This is a genomic window from Fodinibius salipaludis (assembly GCF_002287075.1).
Lineage (GTDB): Bacteria > Bacteroidota > Rhodothermia > Balneolales > Balneolaceae > Fodinibius > Fodinibius salipaludis.
In genome coordinates, this window is the sequence record NZ_NSKE01000001.1 from 472,086 (window position 1) to 493,126 (window position 21,041).

Here is a 21,041-nt window from a genome sequence, read left to right on the forward strand (position 1 = left end):
ATGATCTTTGAATTTTAGTTAGCGTATTACTGATAATGAGATAAACTATTTATCTAAATAAAATCAGGGACTCATGTATAGAATAATTCATATTGGAATTGTTTTAGGAATAATTTTGGCACTCATGTCCTGCACCGCAGAGCCTGATACTGCAGGAAGTCAGCAGCTTGCCTTTGATGAAAATAACGGAGGGCTGGAACTTCCTGATGGGTTTCAAGTCGTAGTTGTTGCCGAGAATGTTGGCCCTGCTCGCCATATTACTGTTCGTGATAATGGGGATATTTATGTGGCACTGAGCGAAAAACAACAAGAAGGCGGCACCGCAGCACTGCGTGATACCGATGGCGACGGCGTGGCTGACCAAACGGAATATTTCGGGGAATATACAGGAACCGGTATTGATATTCGCGATGGCTATCTGTATCGAAGTTCGGATGTGGAAGTTTTTAGATATCCCCTTCCAAATGATGGTCTTGCCCCCACTGGCCAGCCGGAAACAATCGTTACAGGCCTGCCAGAGCAGAGTCAACACGCCGCCAAGTCATTTACACTTGATCAATCGGAGAATATCTATGTAAACATTGGCGGCCCTTCCAATGCCTGCCAAGAAGAAATGCGATCTCCGGGATCACCAGGCCAGGATCCTTGTCCTCAGCTGGAACGACATGGCGGAATCTGGCAGTTCTCCGCAACGCAAACCGAACAAACACAACAGGAAGACGGTCATCGATACGCAACCGGCATACGTAATGCTGTTGCTCTCGAATGGAATAACTCCATCAACAAACTCTATCTTGTACAACACGGCCGTGATCAGCTAAATGCGTTATGGCCCGATCGTTTTAGCAAAAAAGAAGGAGTTCAGCTTCCTGCCGAAGAGTTCTTTTCTGTTGAAGACGGCGATAACTTTGGCTGGCCATATTCCTATTACGATCATTTTCAAGAAAAAAAGGTATTAGCGCCTGAATACGGCGGTGACGGTAATAAAATTGGCCGGGCTGCTGATTTTGAAGATCCTACCTACGCATTTCCAGCTCACTGGGCCCCTAATGATTTGCTTTTTTATAACGCAGCTCAATTTCCGGAAAAATATCAAAATGGCGCCTTTGTGGCTTTCCACGGTTCATGGAATCGAGCACCGGAAACACAAGAAGGGTATCGCATTACTTTTCTGCCCTTTGATGGAGAAAACCCATCTGGTGAACATGAAACATTTGCAGATAATTTTGCCGGAACGGACGAATTAAAATCTCCGGGTAATGCCGAATACAGACCTACGGGAGTAGCTATCGGCCCCGATGGATCACTTTATGTTTCTGATTCGATAAAAGGAAAAATTTGGCGTATCGTTTATACCGGAGAATAATATTTTCTCTTTAATTCAACTAATTACTAAACCCTCAGGGCCTGTAAATCCCTGAGGGTTATTTTTTTACCAAGACCTTGGATTCTGTACGAAGTGAAAGTGGATGACCGGGATAATTCTGTACCGGTACTATCTGAAAATCACTTCAATACGTAACGGACCATCAGAATTATCCAATCCGCTGAATGCAGTGCTTACAGAATCTAAAGTCTTGATCTTTTCGTCCCTTTTGCATCAAGGTAAAAGGGACACTGCTTAAATGCATCTAAATTGAGACAGTTTTGATATTTCCAGAAAAACTACCTGACCTGCATCAGCTAAACAAAAGTTCTATCCCTCACTTGTCCACGGATGAATCTCCTACATCGCTAAATTTTTGAAGCATCGTTGACCTTCGAAGAGATCATAATTATTGTTTATTTCACAGGATGAAATTAGATATAAGAATTTTGAGCATAGCCCGAAGGATAGCAACAAGTCCGGAACAATTTACTCTGCCTCTATCCTGTTTGCAGCTGCAAAATGCTCATTATCCTCACGGTTTATTTGGTAAACCTCCTCCTGTTGAGTAATCGTAAAATGCCAGATCATTCCCGCTGCTGACAGTCCCAGTGCAAATACTACCATCGCTTGCTGAATAGTCAACCATTCATTTTCTAAAATCCATGAGGCCATTATTACCGATGCTGATTGAGCCAGCGTAAATAGCAACCATTCAGTGCTAAAAATACGTCCGCGAAACGTATCGGGGGTTCGACGCTGTAGTAATACCGTACTCATCACCCAGTTGGCTCCGGACGCAGCGTGGGCTATAAAGACAAAAAGTAACATAATGCTTAAGCTGGTCGTCAGTCCAACCACTGAATACATCAACCCGGCAAATATCATACAAAATCCCATCGCACGCACCCAATCACTTTCCTGGTTGAAAATGCGTCGCCCAATGACAGGTCCAATACCGGTACCAACGCCTCGTGCCGAATAAAGCAGACCGAGCCCGACACTGCCCATCATCAGCACATCCTCAGAAACCAGAATAAGCATGTAGGTTAACGCTCCAAGGAACATCGTAAAACACCCTTTCGCCAGCGTGGGGCGCAATACTTTATGCGTTCTAAACAGGTATTGAAAGCCCTCTTTTATTCCCGTCAGTGGATTACGTGTTCGTTTTCGCTCAGCCACATCCATTTTCTTTTGTGGAATAACAGCTCTATAGATAAACCACGCTGATAACACATAGCTTATGGCATTAATGATAAATACCAGGTCGGTACCCAATCCCGCTGTTGCCAGTCCGCCAATACCCATACTAATGGTAAAAATGATGCTCCAACTTGCCGCTGATAACACATTCGCATCCACCAGCTCTTTTTCTGTAGTAACATTTGGAATAGATGAAGTTTTGGCGGGCTCAAAGATGGCCGAAAGCATCATTTGTAAAGCGGTTAATACATACGCCAGCCAAAGCGTTTCGTAGGATACGACCAATAATAATCCCAGGACGATCATACCCCTCAGCAGATCGCAAATAATCATCAAATGTCGACGATTAAAACGGTCAGTAATATAACCTGCAAAGGGAGAAAAGCTGGCCAGGCTCATCATTTTCACTACTATAATAAGTCCCAGTAAAAATTCAGAATCAGAATATTTCGTAATTAGCGCATATACGGCCAATATGCCAAACCAATCACCAAAATTGGATATAATCTGGCTTAGCCACAACCGGCGATAGTTTTGGTTGTTGGATACTAAGTCTATATATGGACGTATCTTATCGAGCAAGCTTCTGGTTTTTACTATCTGTTACTGGTTGATTAGTAGCCCAACAACAAATAATCATTTTACGATTATTTACTTTACTCCAGTACTACCAAACCCGCCATCCCCGCGATCAGTTTCAGATAGGGCTTCAACCTCATTTACTTCAGCCTGAATGACGGGTGCAATGACCATCTGGGCAATGCGATCCCCATGGTTGATGGTAAATTCTTCATCTCCCAGATTTACCGCCAACATTTTCAGCTCACCCCGATAATCTGCATCGATGGTTCCGGGCGTATTCAGCATGGTAATGCCATTTCTGTATGCCAATCCACTTCGCGGACGCATCTGCGCCTCATAACCCTGCGGCATGGCCATCTTTAACCCCGATGGAATAAGCTGTCGTTCACCGGACTGCAGGGTGATCGGCTCATCCAGGGCAGCCCGAATATCCATTCCGGCCGCATATTCCGATTCATATGAAGGGAGTGGTAAATCCTCGGCATGAGGTAATTTCTTAAACTGTATCTTCATTGGTTATCTTCGTTCTTTTTTATAATCAATTAGTTGCACTTTAACATTGCCCAGCCAAACCTTGGCATGAGCTTCGGCGGGGACTCGCAGATCGTCAGCGACATACCACGCCTTATATTTCCCGCGAAATCCAAAGGGGCCGTCAATATTAGCATCCCCTTCACTAAAATAAGTTTCTACCGGATCTTCAAAAGCATCGTAATCGCGCATCTTAATTTTAGTACTGTTCGTCGCGTTGATATATCCCTTTTCACGTTCTAAATATACCGGCAGGCGATAATCCTGATTGGTACCTGCAAATAGCCGAGAATAATAGAAAATAAGCTGGCCCGAACTTGAGGGCTCGGTCAATGCCAGGGTGTCAACGGGACTCATATTCTCCGATATGTAGACCTTCTCATTCTCGTAATCAAACTCATATAATTCAGCCTCAAACTCGTCCTCATCCACATTATCCCGCCAATAAAGCTTCGTGTAAGGCGTACTATCGGTTTCTACCATATAAGTGTTGTAGTGATTTTCTTCTTCCCCGACAAAAGGAATGCCCGAGTTTGACGTTATTACTGTGCGGAGCCACCATATTTTTTGTCCCTGATAAGTTGTATCCCTGATGATGGTGGTCTTTACTTCGCCGAGCTTGAAGAATCCAAACTTTACTTTGTAAGTAAAAACTTCCTTCCACTCCAGCAGCTCTTCCATCGTAGGCGGCCTGTCGGGATGCTCATAAGTCAGCAGTGAGTCCTGTGCCTGCACCTCTGACGGAGATCCCAAACCTGCAAACATAAAAATGACAAAAAATCCGGTAATTCCCAGCTGCTTCAATAGTCTCAAAATAAACTCTTAAATTTGTTTTAAATAAGCGTCCAAAGTTCCCTATTATATAGGTGAAATTGAAATATTATTAAAAGTATCTTTCAGGAATTTCGTTCATGTTTTCTAATAGATTTTTCCCATACCAAACTATTTTATTTTTAGCGGGATTCCTGATTGTTGCGGGATGTTCAAAAAGCGACGATCAGCGCGAGTTTGAGAACCAAGCATTAGTCCCTCCCTTTAAAGGAATAACAGAAATGACTTCACAGGGAGAAAAAACAGAAAATGGAAATATCGATTCTGATGATTGGAATATTTCTCCTCGGTATATACAACGAATCAGTGTTCTTACTCCTGCTTATCCAAATCCCATAAATTATGGACAAACTATGCAAATCACGATTGATTTTGGGTATGACAATACCGCAAATGAAATAGCGTTTTTTGCGAAGTCTCAAAACACCTCTGAAAGCCAACTTCAATTTTTGTTTAGGGAAAGTGATCTTTCAATTATAGATACTTTCTCAATAAATACAGCTCAATTTGCCCAAGAATCTGGAGTAGGGCTTTCTAACATTTACAGAATTTTCATTTATGATGGGAAAGATAATTTAATCACCTATGGTGATGTTAAAATCGGAGTGACAAACTAAGTTGTTAAAAAGCGATCTCCCTCCTATTTTCAAGCTCTCTTTTAGAAACAAAAAGTTATGGGCAAGCATAAAATAACCAAAACCGAAAAACAAGTTCTCGAACGTCTCATATTCCCAGAAAAATTCCAGGTTATTATGGAAGAAACGGGATTGTTGCAGGGTGAGCTGCGCGACGATCTGATTAACCTGTTAAGTTTCGGCTTTGTAGAGGCCTATGAACGCAGCGGCAACAAAATTGCCCTCACCAGTTTTTATGATACTGATAACCTACAGGATTTTACCTTTCAAGCTACAAGCAAGGGACTGTCAGAAATTAAATCGAACTAATTATGAAATTTGAAGCCGTATTTGACGAAACCACGACCGAGCTGGAAATTGTAGAAGATGCCAACCAAGTTACCTTCGATGATGATACCCAATCCTATGAGTTACATCGACAAGAAAACGGACGTTACCTGCTCCGGATGGGAACAAAACTCTATAAAATCGATAATGTATCATACGACAAACATACGATTACCTTTACCCTGAATGGCAATTGGCACTCGGTAGATATTCGCAATGAGCAGGATCTGTTACTGGACCGCATGGGCTTTAAAACGGCCGGCGAAATTGGCGAAGGCGAACTCAACGCTCCCATGCCCGGTAAAATTCTGGAAGTACTTGTCGAAGAAGGTGACGAAGTAGAACTTGGCGATCCTGTTGCTATTCTTGAAGCCATGAAAATGGAAAACGAACTTAAAGCTCCCATCAAAGGCGTAATATCATCTATCGCTGTTGAAAAGGGAGACTCACTCGAAAAAGACGCTCTAATCTTAGAAATCGAAGCAAGTGGATAAATTTGTAATTGAAGGACCTACTCCTCTCCAAGGCACTATTCCAATCAGCGGATCAAAAAATGCAGCTCTGCCCCTGATGGCAGCGGCGATTTTAGGTGATTCGCCGACAACCATTACCAACATCCCGAAACTGCGCGACATCTATACTTTTAACAATGTTATTCGCGTAACGGGCTGCCGTGTGGAATTTAATGAGGATGAAGGCATTCTCACGATCGACCCTAAAAACTTAAATCATTACGAAGCTCCCTACGAGCTCGTTCGAAAGATGCGGGCTTCTTTCTATATGCTTGGGGCGCTGCTCGGCAAATACGGCGAAGCAAAAGTATCTCTGCCCGGCGGCTGTGCCTGGGGACCTCGTCCCGTTGACCTACACCTCGACGGTATGCGTGCCATGGGGGCTAATATTGAACTTGAAGAGGGATATGTCATCGCCAACGCTCCCAAAGAATTAGAGGGCGGCACATTTACCCTTGAACCCAGCAGCGTTGGGGCAACCGTAAATTTAGTGCTGGCAGCGGTACTTCGTGCCAAAGAATTTACGATCAAAAATGCTGCCAAAGAACCCGATGTAGTATTGCTTTGCGAAAAACTGGCCGAAATGGGTGCTGATATTGAAGGAATTGGAACGCGCACCTTGACCATCCGCAAAGTTGACAGCCTGCAGGGTATTTCCGCCCGCAATGCGTCCGACCGGATTGAGACCGGAACTTTTATGATTGCCGCAGCCATGCATCCGCAGTCCAATATAACATTGACTAACGTGGATGTGGATGATCTGGGACATTTCCCGGAAACATTTCGCAAAATTGGTGCCGAGATGAATATTAACGGTGATTCTATTCACATTAAAGCACCCGATCATATTACTCCCACATCTATAAAAACGAAAGTCTATCCCGGCTTCCCTACCGATCTACAGGCACAATGGGCAACAATGATGACACAGGCAAACGGCGAATCAAAAGTGACAGATACCATTTACGATGATCGTTTCAGCTACGTACCCGAGTTGGTGCGACTGGGTGCCGATATCGACGTCAAGAAAAATACGGCGCATATCAGCGGAAAAACGAAACTTAAAGGGGCTTCGGTAATGAGTACGGATCTGCGAGCCAGCGTAAGCTTGGTTCTGGCCGGAATGGTGGCCGAAGGAGAAACCGACGTGTTACGTATATATCATCTTGATCGTGGTTATGAAGATCTCGAAGAAAAACTGACAAACGTTGGGGCAAATATCACCCGGGCTGAGCAAAAGGAGTAAACTTCTCCCAATATTGGCATTTACTATATTGATGTGGAAATCAAAAAAGTATATTTCCTGTTATTAAGTATTAGCTTTACTGTAGGAGGACTCACACATCTTTTCCACAACTTTGCATATGGATTTTTGCCTTATCATTTTGCACCAATATGGATTAATCTGTATTGGACTATGCTCGATGGATTTGATCTTTTAACAGCCTACCTGCTATTCAGGAAAAAACGAAGCGGAATCGTATTAGGTACCGTTATTATTAGCAGTAATGTGCTAATAAATTCCTACGCTTATCACATTCTTAAAATAATTGATGATACAATAGCACTACAGCTGCAAACACTTCTATTGGGCATTATGGTTGGTTCAGCAATCTGGTTGTGGTATAAGGATTAAAATAGATCCAATATTTATTACCCAACATCTCCACTCAAACATGGAGTTCTAATCAGGCAAATAAAAAAATAACGCATGGATACACAGAGCCATATATTGCAGATATATACAGTGAACTTAAAATAAGGAAGCACAAAAATTGTTAATGAGATCCGACTTAAAGGAATATTATCAATTCATGAACTCACTTGATCAATTTACCGTTTACATAATAGCAAAACTACTTGTATATTAATGTGATACTATGTACCAAGTATTCAGAGATTTTAAAAAAGTTTAGGTTTACCTTTTGCAGCATATTATTTACTCACAAGCACTATTTAAGGTTTTATTCACTTTTCGAAAGCATTTGAACATTTTTTTGAAGAATGCGGCGAAGTTTATGAACTCGCTGATTTCTTGTGATCGTTTCCTGCAATATATACCCTCCTCTGAATACGATCTTATTACACAAACAAATTTTTCTCCTAACAGGAATTTTAATTTAGCGGTTGCTGGAATCCCGCTAAGACGAACGAACTGTAAGACTGTTGTTACTATGAAAGTTATTGATTTACTGATCAGGATTATACGTCCGGAGGACAGCAACTGCGTGAAAGAAGAATATTTCAATGAAAAATCAAATCATTATTCACGCCTCGGGAAAGCAGACCCGGATAGCCCTGCTGGAAAACGGCGAACTTGCCCAACTTTTTATAGAATCTGATGAAAACCAACGTACGGTAGGTAATATCTACCTGGCGAAGGTCCACAAGGTAATGAGTGGTATCCGTGCAGCTTTTATTGACATGGGTACCCCGAAGGACGCTTTTCTGCACTTTTCTGACGCCGGTGATCATCTGAAAGAATATGTTCAGATGCTCAACGGACGCGATGCCATTCACAAGAATGTTCGCAAAGAGCTGAAGAAGACGGACTTCAACCAGATTTCCAATTACGAGAAACAGAACTGGGCGGGAAAAATTTTAAATCCCAGTCAGAAACTGTTGGTTCAAATTGTTAAAGAACCAATTGGTTCCAAAGGTCCGCGTATCTCTACGGATATCACTGTAGCGGGACGTTTCCTCGTGCTTATTCCCATGGGTGATTATGTAGCAGTATCCCGGAAAATAAATAACTATAAAGAGCGTCGTCGCCTTAAAAGCATTGTAAGCTCAATGGTTCCCGATGGATTCGGTGTTATCATCCGAACGGTTGCCAAAGGACAGGATGAGCAATCTATTGAGGATGATATGCGCGATGTGCTCAAAAAATGGGAACGTATCCTGGAACGGCTTGAAACCGCTGATCCACCGGAACTGCTTTATAAAGATCTTGATATGACCGAGAGCTTGGTCCGTGATCTTTTTGCTAAGCAGTATGACCGCGTGCTGGTTGACGATCCCGAGATGCACAAAAAGATTAAATCGTATGTAAGCCAGGTCGCGCCGCAAATGCTTCCCAATGTAGAACTTTATAAGGGACGTGAACACATCTTTGACTTCATGAAGGTGGCCAAAGATGTGGATTCTATCTTTAGTCCACGCGTTCGCATGCCATCCGGCGGGTACCTCATCTTTGAACAAACCGAGGCGATGTATGTGGTAGATGTAAACTCCGGTCCGTACGCAGCTAAGGAAAAGCAGGAAGACAATTCGCTAAAAACGAATCTTGAAGCTGCGCGTGAAGTAGCGAAACAACTGCGTCTACGAGATATCGGGGGAATTATTGTCGTCGACTTTATTGATCTGCGCAATGATAAAAATCGAAAGAAGATTTACGACGAGCTCAAGAAAGAATTCAAGAAAGATCCCGCCAAGACCAATGTTATTGGAATGAGCGATTTCGGGCTGGTGCAAATTACCCGTCAGCGTATCCGGCCAAGTGTGGTTAATTCTGTATCTAAAGTATGCCCCACTTGTGGAGGATCGGGTAGCGTAGTTACAAAGAATACTATTATTGCCGATCTTGATGCATGGTTAAGTAAATTCCGTACTACGACTGACTATCGCGCTGTTGATATTTATATCAATCCATATCTCAAGGCATACTTGGAAAAAGGATTGCTTAGCATTCGTCGGAAATGGATGTTCCGCTACTGGCTGAAAATTACGCTTGTTGGCGATGATTCTATTTCCCTGAACGAATATAAGGCTACCATTGCCGGCTCCGATATTGACATTACAGATGTGGTTATGCAGGAAAACAACATCGATGAGCTTATTGCAAACGAAACGAATGATTTGGACGATCTGGATGACCGTCCGGGCAGAGGTGACCTGGATTATTATAAAAAGGAAAATGGGTCTGATTCCGGTAAACGTCAAAAACGAGATAAGCGAAAGCCACGTCCGACCCGTTCGGGAGACGGCTCAAAGTCCAAGTACTACAAGTCTGACTCCTAACCAATACATCCTAACCCAAAAGAAATGAAACAGAACAGAATTTAATGAGTTTACCTGAGATAAAAGCAACAACTGTTTTAGGCATTATTCACAATGGAGAGGCTGCCCTTGGCGGCGACGGACAGGCAACCATGGAAAATACGGTGATGAAAGCTACCGTTAACAAAGTACGGCGCCTGTATGAAGGAAAAATTGCCGCGGGCTTTGCCGGTTCTACGGCTGATGCCTTTACTCTTTTTGAGAAATACGAGGAAAAACTGAAACAGTATAACGGTAATTTAAAACGCGCTGCCGTTGAGATGGCCAAAGAGTGGCGGCAGGATAAATTTTTACGAAAACTTGAAGCACTATTGGTCGTAATGAGTAAAGATCAGGCTCTGCTTATTTCGGGTCAGGGTGATGTTATTGAGCCCGATGATCAAATTTTAGCCATCGGCAGCGGTGGCAGCTATGCACTTGCTGCTGCGCGGGCATTAAAGGAGGATGCTCCCGATTTATCAGCCCGTGAGATCGTACAAAAAGCACTCGATATTGCAGCAGATATCTGTATCTATACGAATCATAACCTGAGTATATTAGAACTTGAAGATTAATGAGTACTTTACAGAAGACAGTTACACAGAAGAATCTTACTCCACAACAAGTTGTAGCAGAATTAAATAAATACATTGTTGGACAGGACGACGCTAAGCGATCGGTTGCCATTGCCTTGCGAAACCGTTGGCGACGTATGAATGCTGATGAAGAAATCAGAGATGAAATCCTGCCCAATAATATTCTCTTGATTGGCCCTACCGGTGTAGGTAAAACAGAAATTGCTCGTCGGTTGGCTAAGCTTGCAGAAGCACCTTTTACAAAAGTTGAAGCCAGCAAATTTACTGAAGTTGGCTATGTGGGACGCGATGTAGAATCGATGATTCGCGACCTTACAGACATTTCCATCAACATGGTGAAAACGGAGATGCGCGATCGCGTAGAAGAGGAAGCTCGAGAAATCGTTGAAGAACGCATTCTGGATATCCTCATACCTCCCGTTAAGAAAAACCAGAGTGATAATAGCTCTCCGGGATTTGATTCCAATTCAAGCGATCAGGATTTCAACCCACAAAGTGCTTCTGATGAGGAGCTGAATGAACGTACACGCAAAAAATTTCGCGAGAAGCTTCGTAACGGAGAACTTGATGAACGCGAAATTGAGATTGAAGTTCAAAAGACCAGTCGCTCACCCATGATGCAGGTTTTTGGTCCACAGGGCGGAATGGATGAAATGGGCATCAACCTGCAGGATATGCTCGGTAATTTAGGGGGACAGAAAAAAACCAACCGCAAAGTAACGATTGAAGAAGCCCGTGAAATCCTGCTGGAAGAAGAAGCCGAAAAGCTAATTGATCACGAGTCGGCCGTCCAGGAAGGACTTGAGCGCGTACAGAAACAAGGCATTATCTTTATTGATGAGATCGACAAAGTCGCCGAATCTTCCAATAACGGCAAAAGCGGTGGCGGCGGTGGACCCGATGTAAGTCGCCAAGGAGTACAGCGCGACATGCTCCCGATTGTGGAAGGAAGTAATGTTTCTACCAAGCACGGTATGGTGAAAACCGATCACATGCTGTTTATCGGTTCAGGGGCTTTTCATGTCTCCAAACCTTCCGATCTTATTCCCGAATTACAGGGACGTTTCCCTATTCGCGTGGAACTTAATTCCCTTACAGAAAAGGATTTCTTTGATATTCTAACACAACCCAAAAATGCGTTGACCAAGCAATATCAAGCTATGTTAAAGTCTGAAGGCGTTGAAATAGAATTTACGGAAGACGCCCTTAAGGAAGTAGCTTCTATAGCTGCTCAGGTAAACGATCGCGTAGAAAATATCGGTGCTCGAAGACTGCACACGATCTTATCATCACTGCTGGATGAGCTGTTATTTGCTGTTCCCGATGATATTAGCTCCGGCGACATCACTATCGACAAAGATTATGTGAACAAACAGCTGGACGATCTTGTTAAGGATAAAGATTTAAGTCAATATATTCTTTAAATATACGTTGACAAAAATCAAATTAATGAACTACTTACAATTAAAACAGCAAATACCCATTTGTCTACTTTAATACGTTGTTTCTTTAACAGTATGTTTAGGAAGTAAATTCTGCATATAACCACCAATACCTTTTTGCACCATGAGCATGAAAAAGTTTATCATCCCCAACATAATAACACTGTTTGTCCTATCCTCTTTCTGGTTTGCCGGCGTTGAAACCGTGGTTCCCGGAAATGACACACTGCAAAAAAACATCAAAAAATACGTCCAGACCCAACGACGAATAATCGACAATTATGTTGATGAGGTTAATGTAACAAACCTATATAAAAACAGTGTTAAAGGACTGGTAAAAAACTTATCAGACAGCACAGCTAATCTTCAAGGTACCCCCGCCGATACTACATTTGGGGATTTGAAAATTAATGATATTAGCGAATCGGTCAACAAATTTGAAGAAGCATATCTTTATGTGACTAATAACTATCCCGATGAGGATATGACCAAACGTACCGAAGATGCCCTGGAATCGATGTTTAAGGGATTGGATCCACACTCCGTTTATATAGAACCTTCACTGAGTGATGATATCGATGATGAGTTTTCAGGCAAATTTCAAGGTATTGGCGTTCAGTTTAACGTAATCCAAGATACCATTACTGTAATTACGGCTATTGCCGGTGGACCCAGTGATGCATTGGGCATTCGCTCAGGAGATCGCATTATCAAAATTGACGGTGAAAGTGCTGTAGGATTTACAAATGAGGATGTACGCAATAACCTTCGGGGACCAAAGGGTTCTGAGGTCGATGTCACAATTAAACGACCCAACGTAAAAGATCCTATCCAATTCACCATTGTCCGTGATGATATACCTCTCTACTCCATCGGCGCCGCTTATATGATGGACGAAAAGACCGGCTACATCAAAATGGATAAATTTATCCAAACTACCCATGAAGAGTTTATGGAGGCCATGAAAGATCTCCAGGATAAAGGTATGGAACGCCTATTGTTAGATTTAAGAGGTAACCCCGGTGGTTATCTTAGTCAGGCCGTTGCTATTACCGAAGAATTCTTCCCCCGAGGCACAAAAATTGTTTCAACTAAAAGTCGGCATACCCGATTTACCTCGGCCTATTATTCACGCCGAGATGGTTTCTTCAAAGACAAACCGCTCATGATTCTCGTTGATGAGGGATCAGCTTCTGCAAGTGAAATTGTAAGTGGCGCAGTCCAAGATCACGATCGCGGATGGATTGTAGGACGACGTACTTTCGGCAAGGGATTGGTGCAGCAGCAATACGAACTGGTAGATTCCAGTAAAATTCGTGTTACCATCTCCAAATACTATACCCCCTCCGGACGTTTAATACAAAAACCATACAACAAAAAAGGTGGTGAAGAATACGCTTATGAAATATATCAACGTGGGGTCGATGCCAAGGGTGATGCCATGGAATTTGTATCTGATGTACCCGACTCCTTGAAGTATTCTACTGATGCCGGACGAACAGTTTACGGCGGCGGCGGCATTGTCCCGGATCATGTTGTACAGCCCGATACAGCGCAATCCAAGATTGTAGCCAACTATATGCTTCGTAATCGGGTTGGTTTTGATTTTGTAAGAGACTATCTGGATGAAAACGGTGACAGTTTCCGAAAAAAATGGGAAGATAACTATGATCGCTTTAACAAAGAGTTTGAGTGGTCGGAAGAACAGATGGATGAGGTTTTCAGCCGTCTCAAAGAAAAGAATATGGTCGTAACCGATACATTGTCAAAACCAGACTTCAAATCTGATACGCTATTCATTCCGAATGGCCATTTAGAAGAAATCGAATGGATGCCCCGTGGACTAATAAAAGCAGAGCTGGCGCGACAGGTTTGGGGACTTAAAAAGTATTATCCAGTCAGAAATAAACTTGACGAAACTATTGATGAAGCAATGAAGATGTGGCATGAAGTAGCAAAGTTAGAAGAGTATGCAGCCACGCATACAACGCCTTCTACTGATCGTTACTAACCGTTATGTCCAATTAATAATTTAACAGGCCCGACTCAATGAGTCGGGCTTTTTTATTTAAGACAATTATTTTAGATCCGGTAGGTAACAAAAGTTTCACAAAAACTGACTAAGAAATGCCACTACAGCTGTCTCTGCACGTAATCTGTTTGGCCCAAGAGAGACAAGATCTGCTCCCCTATTGACGAACTCTTCAATTTCATCTTCCGAAAACCCTCCCTCCGGCCCTACTAATAACAGTGTTCTATCAGAGTTGTGAACACTTTTGTAGTCAATATCTCCGTTGGTTTCGTCAACTTTTTCGTGGGCAACCAATATATTATCAACTGTAACAACATCAAGCATAATATCCAACGAATGGTAGATCTCTACATTACAAAGATGTGACTGTAAGCTCTGTTTCATCGCTGAGACAGCAATCGATTCCAGACGATCCATGCGCACATTCTCTTTAATCGTATGCTCACTTCTAAACAGACCTATTTGAGCTGCCCCTAACTCTATGGCTTTCTCTACGGCAAATTCCAGACGATCTCTTTTCTTGATGATTCCCATCCCTAAAACAAGTTGTGGCTTCGGAGGTAAACTGTGCTGCTCATCTTTAATTTCTACTTGCACCGATTTCTTTGTAATCCGACGGACAATTCCCTCATAACGTCCGCCAACCCCGTCTACAATCGTTAACTTGTCTCCTTCCCGAGCCCTCATCACCTTGGAAGCATGAATCGCCTCCTGATCCAAAAGCTCTGCAAATCCATTATTTATCTGCGCGGGTGGCACATAAAAAATATTCATCCCTTATCGTTTTTTTCGGAACGGCTCACCGGGCACAAACTCCGTCTGGCCGGTTTCCAAAACAATTTCAACATACGGAGCACAAAGCCCACAACTGTTACTGCAATAATCCTGATCTTGAAGCTCATCGAGTGAAGTGACATTATTTTGATTGGCATACTGCTTTATCTCGATAAACTCCCGATCGTGACAAATACATTCTGTTACATTATTTGGAGCCATAATAACTCAGCTCTTAACCACTATTGTTTAAAATGTTTTCCTAAACGAAGTTCTTGTCCCTGGTAGTTACTCTTAATATCATCACCATAAACAAATTTAGGAACTTCGGTATTCGGTTCAAACTTCATACTGCAAAACGTTTGTCCATCTTCAATCAAGAATGGTACATCATGCGAACGCACTTCGAGCACAGCTCGTGCTCCTTTATCTTCAACACGTCCGCCAAATCCACTGTCAAAAAAGCCGGCATAATGCGTACGCAGCTCTCCCGATCCCGTATCGTAGGCAATCATCTCAGCCGCTAAGTATTCCGGAATACGGCATCGCTCTTTAGAGGCAAAGATATAAAATGCCTCCGGCTCTAAAATAAGGTGATCATCAGGTTGATGATAAATAGGTTCCCAAAACTCAGAAACCTCATAATAGTCGATATTATCGAGATCGATATAATCACGGTGCTTCTTGGCCTTGTATCCTACAATTTTTCCTTCTGAAGCATGTAAATTCACACTCAAAAAGAGTCCGTTATTAACTTTCAGTTCATCCACATCAACCGGACTCCCGCCTTCGGTAAAAAGCAATGGATCAGAACTGTGGGTCCGCAAAATATCCTGATCGGAAAGCACGGTATAGCCGTGACGAATTCTCAGCTGATTCAACCGGTGTCCCGTTTTAATCTTTATCGGAAAAGATTTTGGCACCACTTCTAAATACATTCTTCCTTTATAGCCCGATCGTATTTCTTCAAAACGGTGCGAATAATCCGTAATTACACGCGTAAATACATCGAGTCGCCCCGTTGTGCTCTTGGGGTTGGCTTTGGCCGAAAGATGCTCTCCGGATACAATCTGATAGTCAACTCCGTTTTCATTTCCATTGAATAATGTTTTCTGCGGTGAGATATGCGACGGCAAATGTAACTCTTCGAGCAGCGGAATGATATACACACAGTTCGGTTCCAAGATAGCTCCGTCGGTAATTGAAAACTCGTACTGACTGAGCTTGTCCAGCTTCTGATCTACTGACTCATCTTCGGGCAGAAAGCTGCATCTCACCCGGTAAGCCTTCTCCCCTAAACGTAAATCTATTGAATTGGGCTGAAACTGGTCATCCTGCAACGGATATCCATCAGCATGAGAAATAATGCCCGCATTCGCTAACACACGCAATTTTTGAACGGGAAGAATACCTTTGGTGCGCAAATGTACTTTTTGAATCTCGCTGCTCATCAAAAACTATCTTAAATTAAAACGTTAATGAATATTTTTATCTTACAGAATCTGAACTTGCGCCCTAATATATGAATTCAGTAATCAGAATTCAGAATCGATCTTACTTTAATTACAAACACTGATTACCTAATTAATTTATTACAAACACAATGAATATTCTTTTTTGGAGCGGCGGCAAAGATGCCTATTTGGCTCTGCATTTTTTCAGGGAGTCGCAACCGAAGGCGGATCTAAAACTGCTTACAACTTATGATGAGTCCACCGACATTGTACCTCATCAAAACATCCCGCTCTCCGAAATAGAGGAACAAACAAATTATCTCGACTTGGATCTAATTTCCGTCGGACTTCCTTCCCAATGCCCCAATAAAACCTATTTAGAGCGGATTAAAAATGCCCTGAATGAATTGGACCAACCGATTGATAATCTCATTTTTGGCGATTGGTACCTGGAAGATATCCGAGAATGGCGAGAAAAAGTGTTCGGAGAAATGGGGTATTCCTGCCTTTTCCCCATATGGCAAAAAGAGTTAAATGACTTGCTACCCATATTGCTTCTAAAACCGATAGAAATAAAAATCAGCGCGGTTAAAGAAGAATTTCAGTCACTGCTAAAAACAGGAGAACCGTTCGATCAGAAGTTGGTCATGCAACTTCAGCGCCTTAATGAAATCGATCCCATGGGTGAAAACGGAGAATTCCATACCAAAGTGATATTCAAAGACCCAGAGACACTCGACAATCAACCGTTAATACCAGGTGGTCGATAACACCTTATCTCCTTTCAAGATACTATCCACCAAATCTTTTCCCTCAGTCACTTTGCCAAAACGTGTATAATCTCCATTTAGATGCGGCTTCCACTGATGCATCATAAAGTATTGGCTGCCCTCAGTATCGGGACCTGCACTGGCGATACCCACCGCACCCCGCGTAAATCCTTTTTCTGATGCTTCGGTAGGTATCACAAAATCGGGTCCGCCAAATCCATCCCGTCGTTCAATATCTCCGCCCTGTATTACAAAATTGGGCACCACTCGATGAAACGGTACATCATTGTACTGTGCTGCACTATTTAAACTGTCAATCATTGCAACTGTAGCGGGAGCACTAAGCGTATTCATCTCAATATGAATTCTCCCTTTCTCGGTTTGCACAAGCAGTGTGGGTTTGGGCCCCAGCTCCCAAAGTCGAGCCCAGTCAGGTAAACGAAACTCAGTTTTTGAGTCTTCCGGCACCTCAACATCCCATCCGGCATCGGCCAGCGAGCGATTCAACGGCACATAATTTTTAGAAGCAAGTGAATCGATAACGGGTTTCGCCTGCTCTTCAAATCGTTCTTTAAACAACGAGCCAAACGTTTGATAAACTTCAATGTCTTCGGGCAGCGAAAAGGCCGCCAAGCTACCGTTTATGCGATCAAAATCATCAGATTCAAATAATGCTTCATTTTCCAATAGCGAACCTGACATATAAGCCACGCCCCGGTCACCGAGATCCAGAGCATCAAAAACAATATTGCGAACTTGCTGCCTATGGTCTCCTATATTTTGACCATTCTGTACAAAACTTCCCAAACTTTGCAAAGCATACGTTGTCGGCAACTGTTCCCCCTCGCTCACCAAATCCTCAATACGCTGCAGATAATCTTTCGGAGCTTCATATTGCTGATAAATCCCCAACGCTTCGGGCCATAAATAGGGGTTTTCTTCAGGAATGGTCGCAAGCCGGTCTTGGTGTTCTCCAACAATCTGACTATCCACTTGTTGTACTAACGCTAACGCCTGCAGCCAAACAGCGTCAGTTAACCGTTCATCGGTCAACATTTCATTATAAATGTATTCATACAGATCTTCCCCTTCTTTAACATTCCCTTGCAAACTTTGCAATGTTCGAATCTGGACATGCGGATTTTCGTTCGTCAATAAAATTTTAGCTGCCAATGAATGCTTATCATTCAGGGATACTTTACCAATAGAAGTAGCCAACTCATACGCCAATTGCACTTCATGGTCCAGCATCTGTTCACCATTATAGAAAATTGTCATGGTATGAGTAGTGCGTTCGGGTAGAATCTTATTTACATACTGATCCACATCTCTACTCAAGCCTGTTCCCATCAGCTGCCATCGATTAAACAGGGTATCTTGAGCCGTAGCAGTTAATTGAGACTCATCATCACGATACCAACCATATAAATAAGCGCGAGTAGCTTCATAGTTTTCTGTATCAAATGCCTTCTGTATCACCCGGATTTGACGATCCTGAGTAATATCAAACTGCTGCACTAACCGCCCTACGGCCAACGCAGACTGATACTCACTATCCGCTAAGTTTTTATCCAACTGGTCAATTAAAAAGGAAAGCGTTTGTTTATCACCCTGTCGACCAAGTACCCTTGAAATTCCGGGACGTAATTCAGCATGCTCTATCCAGCTTTGTTCGAGCTCTCTCAATTCATTTTTTGCAAGTTCGTGCTTGCTAAGCCCAAACCAAGAGGCATCAGAATTCTGTTCTTTAACAATGTTAATGAATGAACCTGCAGAATCTACCGGAGTGTTGGCAAAAGCCCGCCAAGCCTGCTTTCGTACCTGGGGATGTTGATGAGATAAATATGGCTCGAGGGATTCTGCATCCCGCCGGGTAACAGCTTCATATAAATCCGGGTGCGTTGCAGTAAGCAGTGAATCTGTAATCGGATTAGCACTTTTATATGGCCCCGAATCACCAGTCGAATAATTGAATAGTATAATAACACCAACTACCAGTGCTATTAAGACTATCCAAGATCGAAATCGGACATATTTCATTGTCAATAATTGAGTTGCAAAAGATTAGAGAGAAGGCTTATGATCCTCAGCCTCTTCAACGCGATCGGAATCTTTTTCAGGGTGGATAGTCTTCAATTTGCCGTTCCCATCTTTGCGAGCTTCGTGGAGTTGTGAATCCTTAATCCACGCTCGTCCTCCATCATGTTGTAAACGTTTCTCATTTTTGAACATAAAAGCTTGCTCATGCAAATCGGGTAAGTTCTTCTCCATAACAATTTCTTTTCTGTTGGATGTAATTCATTGACAATAATACAATTTTAACAACTATAATTCATAAGATTTTTAGCTTTGCTTTAAGCTTCGAAAAGCTTATATTTGGCATTCTGTAGCCAAAAGAATTTACAACATAAAATTAGACAATTAGATGTACGCAGTAGTAAAGATAGGTGGACATCAATATCGCGTTTCAGAAGGCGATGTCCTGTTTGTTGACAAGCAAAGTGATGAAACAGATCAAAAGCTTACTTTTGACGAAGTTTTATTAACAAATGATGACGGTAATGTAACAGTAGGTCAACCTGTTGTTGAAGGTGCTGCTGTTGAAGCGACTTTGCTTGATAATGTAAAGTCAGACAAAGTTATCGTTTTCAAAAAGAAACGTCGCAAGGGATATCAAGTTAAGCGCGGACACCGCCAACCGATGTCCCAAATCGAGATTAACAGCATTTCTACTTCCGGCAGTGGAAGTAAGAAAAAAGCTAAGAAAGCAAAAGATACTTCTGAGTCTGAGGAATCAGGACAAGTATCTACTGATATGACAGCCAAAGAGGCCATTAGTCATATCCGAAATACTGATCTTGAAGATCTCAAAGGTTTTGTTCCCGATGATGAAGAACGGGTTACCGTTTTGGACGCATGGAACAGTAAGCAAGAAGGATAATTCAGAAATTTTAGATTGTTATGGCGCATAAGAAAGGACAAGGTTCTACAAAGAACGGTCGCGATTCGATTTCGAAACGACTTGGAGTTAAGAAATACGGTGGAGAAGTTGTTAAAGCCGGTCATATTATCGTACGTCAGCGTGGTACTAAATTCCACCCCGGCGATAATGTAGGCCGTGGCGGCGATGACACGCTCTTTGCCAAAGCTGACGGACAGGTTACCTTCCGCGTTCGCTCCGGTGGACGTAAATATGTAAGTGTTGAACCTGTTTCATAACAGCACTTTTTTACCAGATTTTTTTCAAGCCTTGGTTTCTTAAGAGACCAAGGCTTTTTTATATTACGCTCTATGAAAAAGAATAATATCCCGGGACTGCCCCATCTACAATTTCGTAATATCTTTTGCATCGGCCGCAACTATGTTGAACACGCTAAAGAACTCAACAATGAAGTCCCGAGTCAGCCGCTTGTTTTTTTAAAACCGACCAGTAGCATCATTTTTGATGGTGATAACATTCAGATCCCTCCCCAAAGTGGGAATGTTCATCACGAAGTGGAGTTGGCAGTTGCTATTGATAGGGCTGGCAAAAATATCCCGAAAGAAAAAGCTTTAAAACATGTCGGGGGATATGGTATCGGAATTGATATTACCGCTCGTGATATTCAACAAAAAGCCAAAGAAAAAGGTCATCCGTGGACCGTTGCCAAAGGGTTTGATACTTTTGCTCCACTGAGCACGTTCATCGAAAAGGATCGGATCGAAGATCCACAAAATATAGATCTGCAAATATCCGTGAATGGCGAAATTCGTCAATCGGACAGTACCAAGCTGATGATTTTTACGGTGGCTGACCTAATCCATTATTTATCGACCATTTTTACCCTGCAACCCGGCGACATTATCTTAACCGGTACCCCCAAAGGGGTATCACCCATAACGAAGGGAGATAACATTGAGGCTACGTTGAACAATGGACTGGCAACAATTTCCGTAACCGTAGATTAA

The 21,041-nt window shown here is 42.6% G+C and carries 22 protein-coding genes; 14 read left to right on the top strand and 8 right to left on the bottom strand.

Features of this window, described 5'->3' with window-relative positions:
- Positions 1 to 124: 124 nt before the first annotated feature.
- Positions 125 to 1,366 carry a PQQ-dependent sugar dehydrogenase gene (locus tag CK503_RS01860; protein ID WP_217988298.1) on the top strand — a complete coding sequence of 414 codons (1,242 nt, stop codon included), beginning with the start codon at positions 125 to 127 and terminating at the stop codon, positions 1,364 to 1,366.
- Positions 1,367 to 1,855: 489 nt separating this feature from the next.
- Here CK503_RS01860 and CK503_RS01865 read toward each other — a convergent pair whose 3' ends face one another.
- From CK503_RS01865 to CK503_RS01875, 3 genes are all read right to left on the bottom strand, one after another.
- On the bottom strand, positions 1,856 to 3,151 hold the full coding sequence (locus CK503_RS01865; protein WP_095605073.1) for an MFS transporter: 1,296 nt from the start codon (positions 3,149 to 3,151) through the stop codon (positions 1,856 to 1,858).
- A gap of 69 nt (positions 3,152 to 3,220) precedes the next feature.
- Positions 3,221 to 3,664, bottom strand: coding sequence for a dUTP diphosphatase (gene dut, locus CK503_RS01870; protein ID WP_095605074.1), 444 nt, complete (start codon positions 3,662 to 3,664; stop codon positions 3,221 to 3,223).
- A gap of 3 nt (positions 3,665 to 3,667) precedes the next feature.
- A complete protein-coding gene (locus tag CK503_RS01875) occupies positions 3,668 to 4,495 on the bottom strand; it encodes a DUF3108 domain-containing protein (protein ID WP_141239859.1) in 828 nt (275 codons plus the stop codon).
- A gap of 98 nt (positions 4,496 to 4,593) precedes the next feature.
- On the opposite strand from CK503_RS01875, the gene CK503_RS01880 reads away from it, so the two are divergent.
- The 9 genes from CK503_RS01880 (at position 4,594) to CK503_RS01920 (ending at position 14,074) form a co-directional block, all read left to right on the top strand.
- Entirely contained in the window at positions 4,594 to 5,130 is a 537-nt protein-coding gene (locus CK503_RS01880) for a hypothetical protein (RefSeq protein WP_095605076.1), read from the top strand.
- A 57-nt stretch (positions 5,131 to 5,187) separates the two neighbouring features.
- On the top strand, positions 5,188 to 5,457 hold the full coding sequence (locus tag CK503_RS01885) for a hypothetical protein (protein ID WP_095605077.1): 270 nt from the start codon (positions 5,188 to 5,190) through the stop codon (positions 5,455 to 5,457).
- Positions 5,458 to 5,459: 2 nt separating this feature from the next.
- A complete protein-coding gene (locus tag CK503_RS01890) occupies positions 5,460 to 5,969 on the top strand; it encodes an acyl-CoA carboxylase biotin carboxyl carrier protein subunit (RefSeq protein ID WP_095605078.1) in 510 nt (169 codons plus the stop codon).
- Complete coding sequence (murA, locus tag CK503_RS01895) at positions 5,962 to 7,233, top strand: UDP-N-acetylglucosamine 1-carboxyvinyltransferase (RefSeq protein WP_095605079.1); 1,272 nt, start codon at positions 5,962 to 5,964, stop codon at positions 7,231 to 7,233. The genes CK503_RS01890 and murA overlap by 8 nt, the downstream gene beginning before the upstream one ends.
- A 33-nt stretch (positions 7,234 to 7,266) precedes the next feature.
- The gene (locus CK503_RS01900) at positions 7,267 to 7,623 is read left to right on the top strand and encodes a hypothetical protein (protein ID WP_217988299.1); all 357 of its coding nucleotides are present in this window, start codon (positions 7,267 to 7,269) and stop codon (positions 7,621 to 7,623) included.
- Positions 7,624 to 8,234: 611 nt separating this feature from the next.
- Positions 8,235 to 10,007 (top strand): Rne/Rng family ribonuclease, encoded by a 1,773-nt coding sequence (locus CK503_RS01905; RefSeq protein WP_095605080.1) that lies wholly within the window; start codon positions 8,235 to 8,237, stop codon positions 10,005 to 10,007.
- Positions 10,008 to 10,051: 44 nt separating this feature from the next.
- Positions 10,052 to 10,600 carry an ATP-dependent protease subunit HslV gene (gene hslV, locus CK503_RS01910; protein WP_095605081.1) on the top strand — a complete coding sequence of 183 codons (549 nt, stop codon included), beginning with the start codon at positions 10,052 to 10,054 and terminating at the stop codon, positions 10,598 to 10,600.
- Positions 10,600 to 12,045, top strand: coding sequence for an ATP-dependent protease ATPase subunit HslU (gene hslU / locus CK503_RS01915; RefSeq protein ID WP_095605082.1), 1,446 nt, complete (start codon positions 10,600 to 10,602; stop codon positions 12,043 to 12,045). The genes hslV and hslU overlap by 1 nt, the downstream gene beginning before the upstream one ends.
- Positions 12,046 to 12,187: 142 nt before the next feature.
- On the top strand, positions 12,188 to 14,074 hold the full coding sequence (locus CK503_RS01920; RefSeq protein ID WP_095605083.1) for a S41 family peptidase: 1,887 nt from the start codon (positions 12,188 to 12,190) through the stop codon (positions 14,072 to 14,074).
- A gap of 96 nt (positions 14,075 to 14,170) precedes the next feature.
- Here CK503_RS01920 and CK503_RS01925 read toward each other — a convergent pair whose 3' ends face one another.
- The 3 genes from CK503_RS01925 to CK503_RS01935 are packed head-to-tail and all read right to left on the bottom strand — an operon-like array spanning position 14,171 to position 16,320.
- Positions 14,171 to 14,869, bottom strand: coding sequence for an RsmE family RNA methyltransferase (locus CK503_RS01925; protein ID WP_095605084.1), 699 nt, complete (start codon positions 14,867 to 14,869; stop codon positions 14,171 to 14,173).
- 3 nt (positions 14,870 to 14,872) lie between these two features.
- Complete coding sequence (locus CK503_RS01930) at positions 14,873 to 15,091, bottom strand: hypothetical protein (RefSeq protein ID WP_095605085.1); 219 nt, start codon at positions 15,089 to 15,091, stop codon at positions 14,873 to 14,875.
- Between the two features lie 20 nt (positions 15,092 to 15,111).
- Positions 15,112 to 16,320 carry a 2'-deoxycytidine 5'-triphosphate deaminase gene (locus tag CK503_RS01935; RefSeq protein ID WP_095605086.1) on the bottom strand — a complete coding sequence of 403 codons (1,209 nt, stop codon included), beginning with the start codon at positions 16,318 to 16,320 and terminating at the stop codon, positions 15,112 to 15,114.
- Positions 16,321 to 16,472: 152 nt separating this feature from the next.
- On the opposite strand from CK503_RS01935, the gene CK503_RS01940 reads away from it, so the two are divergent.
- Positions 16,473 to 17,093, top strand: a complete 621-nt coding sequence (locus CK503_RS01940; RefSeq protein ID WP_095605087.1) for a Dph6-related ATP pyrophosphatase — start codon at positions 16,473 to 16,475, stop codon at positions 17,091 to 17,093.
- On the opposite strand, the gene CK503_RS01945 is transcribed toward CK503_RS01940, so the two are convergent.
- Positions 17,073 to 19,133: a peptidylprolyl isomerase gene (locus CK503_RS01945; protein WP_095605088.1), complete on the bottom strand. Its 2,061-nt coding sequence runs from the start codon at positions 19,131 to 19,133 to the stop codon at positions 17,073 to 17,075. The genes CK503_RS01940 and CK503_RS01945 overlap by 21 nt on opposite strands.
- A 24-nt stretch (positions 19,134 to 19,157) precedes the next feature.
- Positions 19,158 to 19,364, bottom strand: a complete 207-nt coding sequence (locus tag CK503_RS01950) for a hypothetical protein (protein ID WP_095605089.1) — start codon at positions 19,362 to 19,364, stop codon at positions 19,158 to 19,160.
- Between the two features lie 154 nt (positions 19,365 to 19,518).
- Between CK503_RS01950 and rplU the strand changes: the two genes are divergently transcribed.
- The 3 genes from rplU to CK503_RS01965 all read left to right on the top strand — a co-directional run bounded on the left by rplU (position 19,519) and on the right by CK503_RS01965 (position 21,041).
- Positions 19,519 to 20,034 carry a 50S ribosomal protein L21 gene (rplU, locus tag CK503_RS01955; RefSeq protein ID WP_095605090.1) on the top strand — a complete coding sequence of 172 codons (516 nt, stop codon included), beginning with the start codon at positions 19,519 to 19,521 and terminating at the stop codon, positions 20,032 to 20,034.
- Between the two features lie 20 nt (positions 20,035 to 20,054).
- On the top strand, positions 20,055 to 20,312 hold the full coding sequence (rpmA, locus tag CK503_RS01960; RefSeq protein ID WP_095605091.1) for a 50S ribosomal protein L27: 258 nt from the start codon (positions 20,055 to 20,057) through the stop codon (positions 20,310 to 20,312).
- Between the two features lie 72 nt (positions 20,313 to 20,384).
- A complete protein-coding gene (locus CK503_RS01965) occupies positions 20,385 to 21,041 on the top strand; it encodes a fumarylacetoacetate hydrolase family protein (RefSeq protein ID WP_095605092.1) in 657 nt (218 codons plus the stop codon).

What these genes read in the sequence shown, in the direction of transcription:
- CK503_RS01860 (WP_217988298.1), top strand. Translation starts at nt 125, where the DNA reads ATGTCCTGCACCGCAGAGCCTGATACTGCAGGAAGTCAGCAGCTTGCC.
- dut (WP_095605074.1), bottom strand. Translation starts at nt 3,664, where the DNA reads ATGAAGATACAGTTTAAGAAATTACCTCATGCCGAGGATTTACCACTC.
- CK503_RS01880 (WP_095605076.1), top strand. Translation starts at nt 4,594, where the DNA reads ATGTTTTCTAATAGATTTTTCCCATACCAAACTATTTTATTTTTAGCG.
- CK503_RS01885 (WP_095605077.1), top strand. Translation starts at nt 5,188, where the DNA reads ATGGGCAAGCATAAAATAACCAAAACCGAAAAACAAGTTCTCGAACGT.
- CK503_RS01890 (WP_095605078.1), top strand. Translation starts at nt 5,460, where the DNA reads ATGAAATTTGAAGCCGTATTTGACGAAACCACGACCGAGCTGGAAATT.
- CK503_RS01905 (WP_095605080.1), top strand. Translation starts at nt 8,235, where the DNA reads ATGAAAAATCAAATCATTATTCACGCCTCGGGAAAGCAGACCCGGATA.
- hslV (WP_095605081.1), top strand. Translation starts at nt 10,052, where the DNA reads ATGAGTTTACCTGAGATAAAAGCAACAACTGTTTTAGGCATTATTCAC.
- hslU (WP_095605082.1), top strand. Translation starts at nt 10,600, where the DNA reads ATGAGTACTTTACAGAAGACAGTTACACAGAAGAATCTTACTCCACAA.
- CK503_RS01920 (WP_095605083.1), top strand. Translation starts at nt 12,188, where the DNA reads ATGAGCATGAAAAAGTTTATCATCCCCAACATAATAACACTGTTTGTC.
- CK503_RS01925 (WP_095605084.1), bottom strand. Translation starts at nt 14,869, where the DNA reads ATGAATATTTTTTATGTGCCACCCGCGCAGATAAATAATGGATTTGCA.
- CK503_RS01930 (WP_095605085.1), bottom strand. Translation starts at nt 15,091, where the DNA reads ATGGCTCCAAATAATGTAACAGAATGTATTTGTCACGATCGGGAGTTT.
- CK503_RS01935 (WP_095605086.1), bottom strand. Translation starts at nt 16,320, where the DNA reads ATGAGCAGCGAGATTCAAAAAGTACATTTGCGCACCAAAGGTATTCTT.
- CK503_RS01940 (WP_095605087.1), top strand. Translation starts at nt 16,473, where the DNA reads ATGAATATTCTTTTTTGGAGCGGCGGCAAAGATGCCTATTTGGCTCTG.
- CK503_RS01945 (WP_095605088.1), bottom strand. Translation starts at nt 19,133, where the DNA reads ATGAAATATGTCCGATTTCGATCTTGGATAGTCTTAATAGCACTGGTA.
- CK503_RS01950 (WP_095605089.1), bottom strand. Translation starts at nt 19,364, where the DNA reads ATGGAGAAGAACTTACCCGATTTGCATGAGCAAGCTTTTATGTTCAAA.
- rplU (WP_095605090.1), top strand. Translation starts at nt 19,519, where the DNA reads ATGTACGCAGTAGTAAAGATAGGTGGACATCAATATCGCGTTTCAGAA.
- rpmA (WP_095605091.1), top strand. Translation starts at nt 20,055, where the DNA reads ATGGCGCATAAGAAAGGACAAGGTTCTACAAAGAACGGTCGCGATTCG.
- CK503_RS01965 (WP_095605092.1), top strand. Translation starts at nt 20,385, where the DNA reads ATGAAAAAGAATAATATCCCGGGACTGCCCCATCTACAATTTCGTAAT.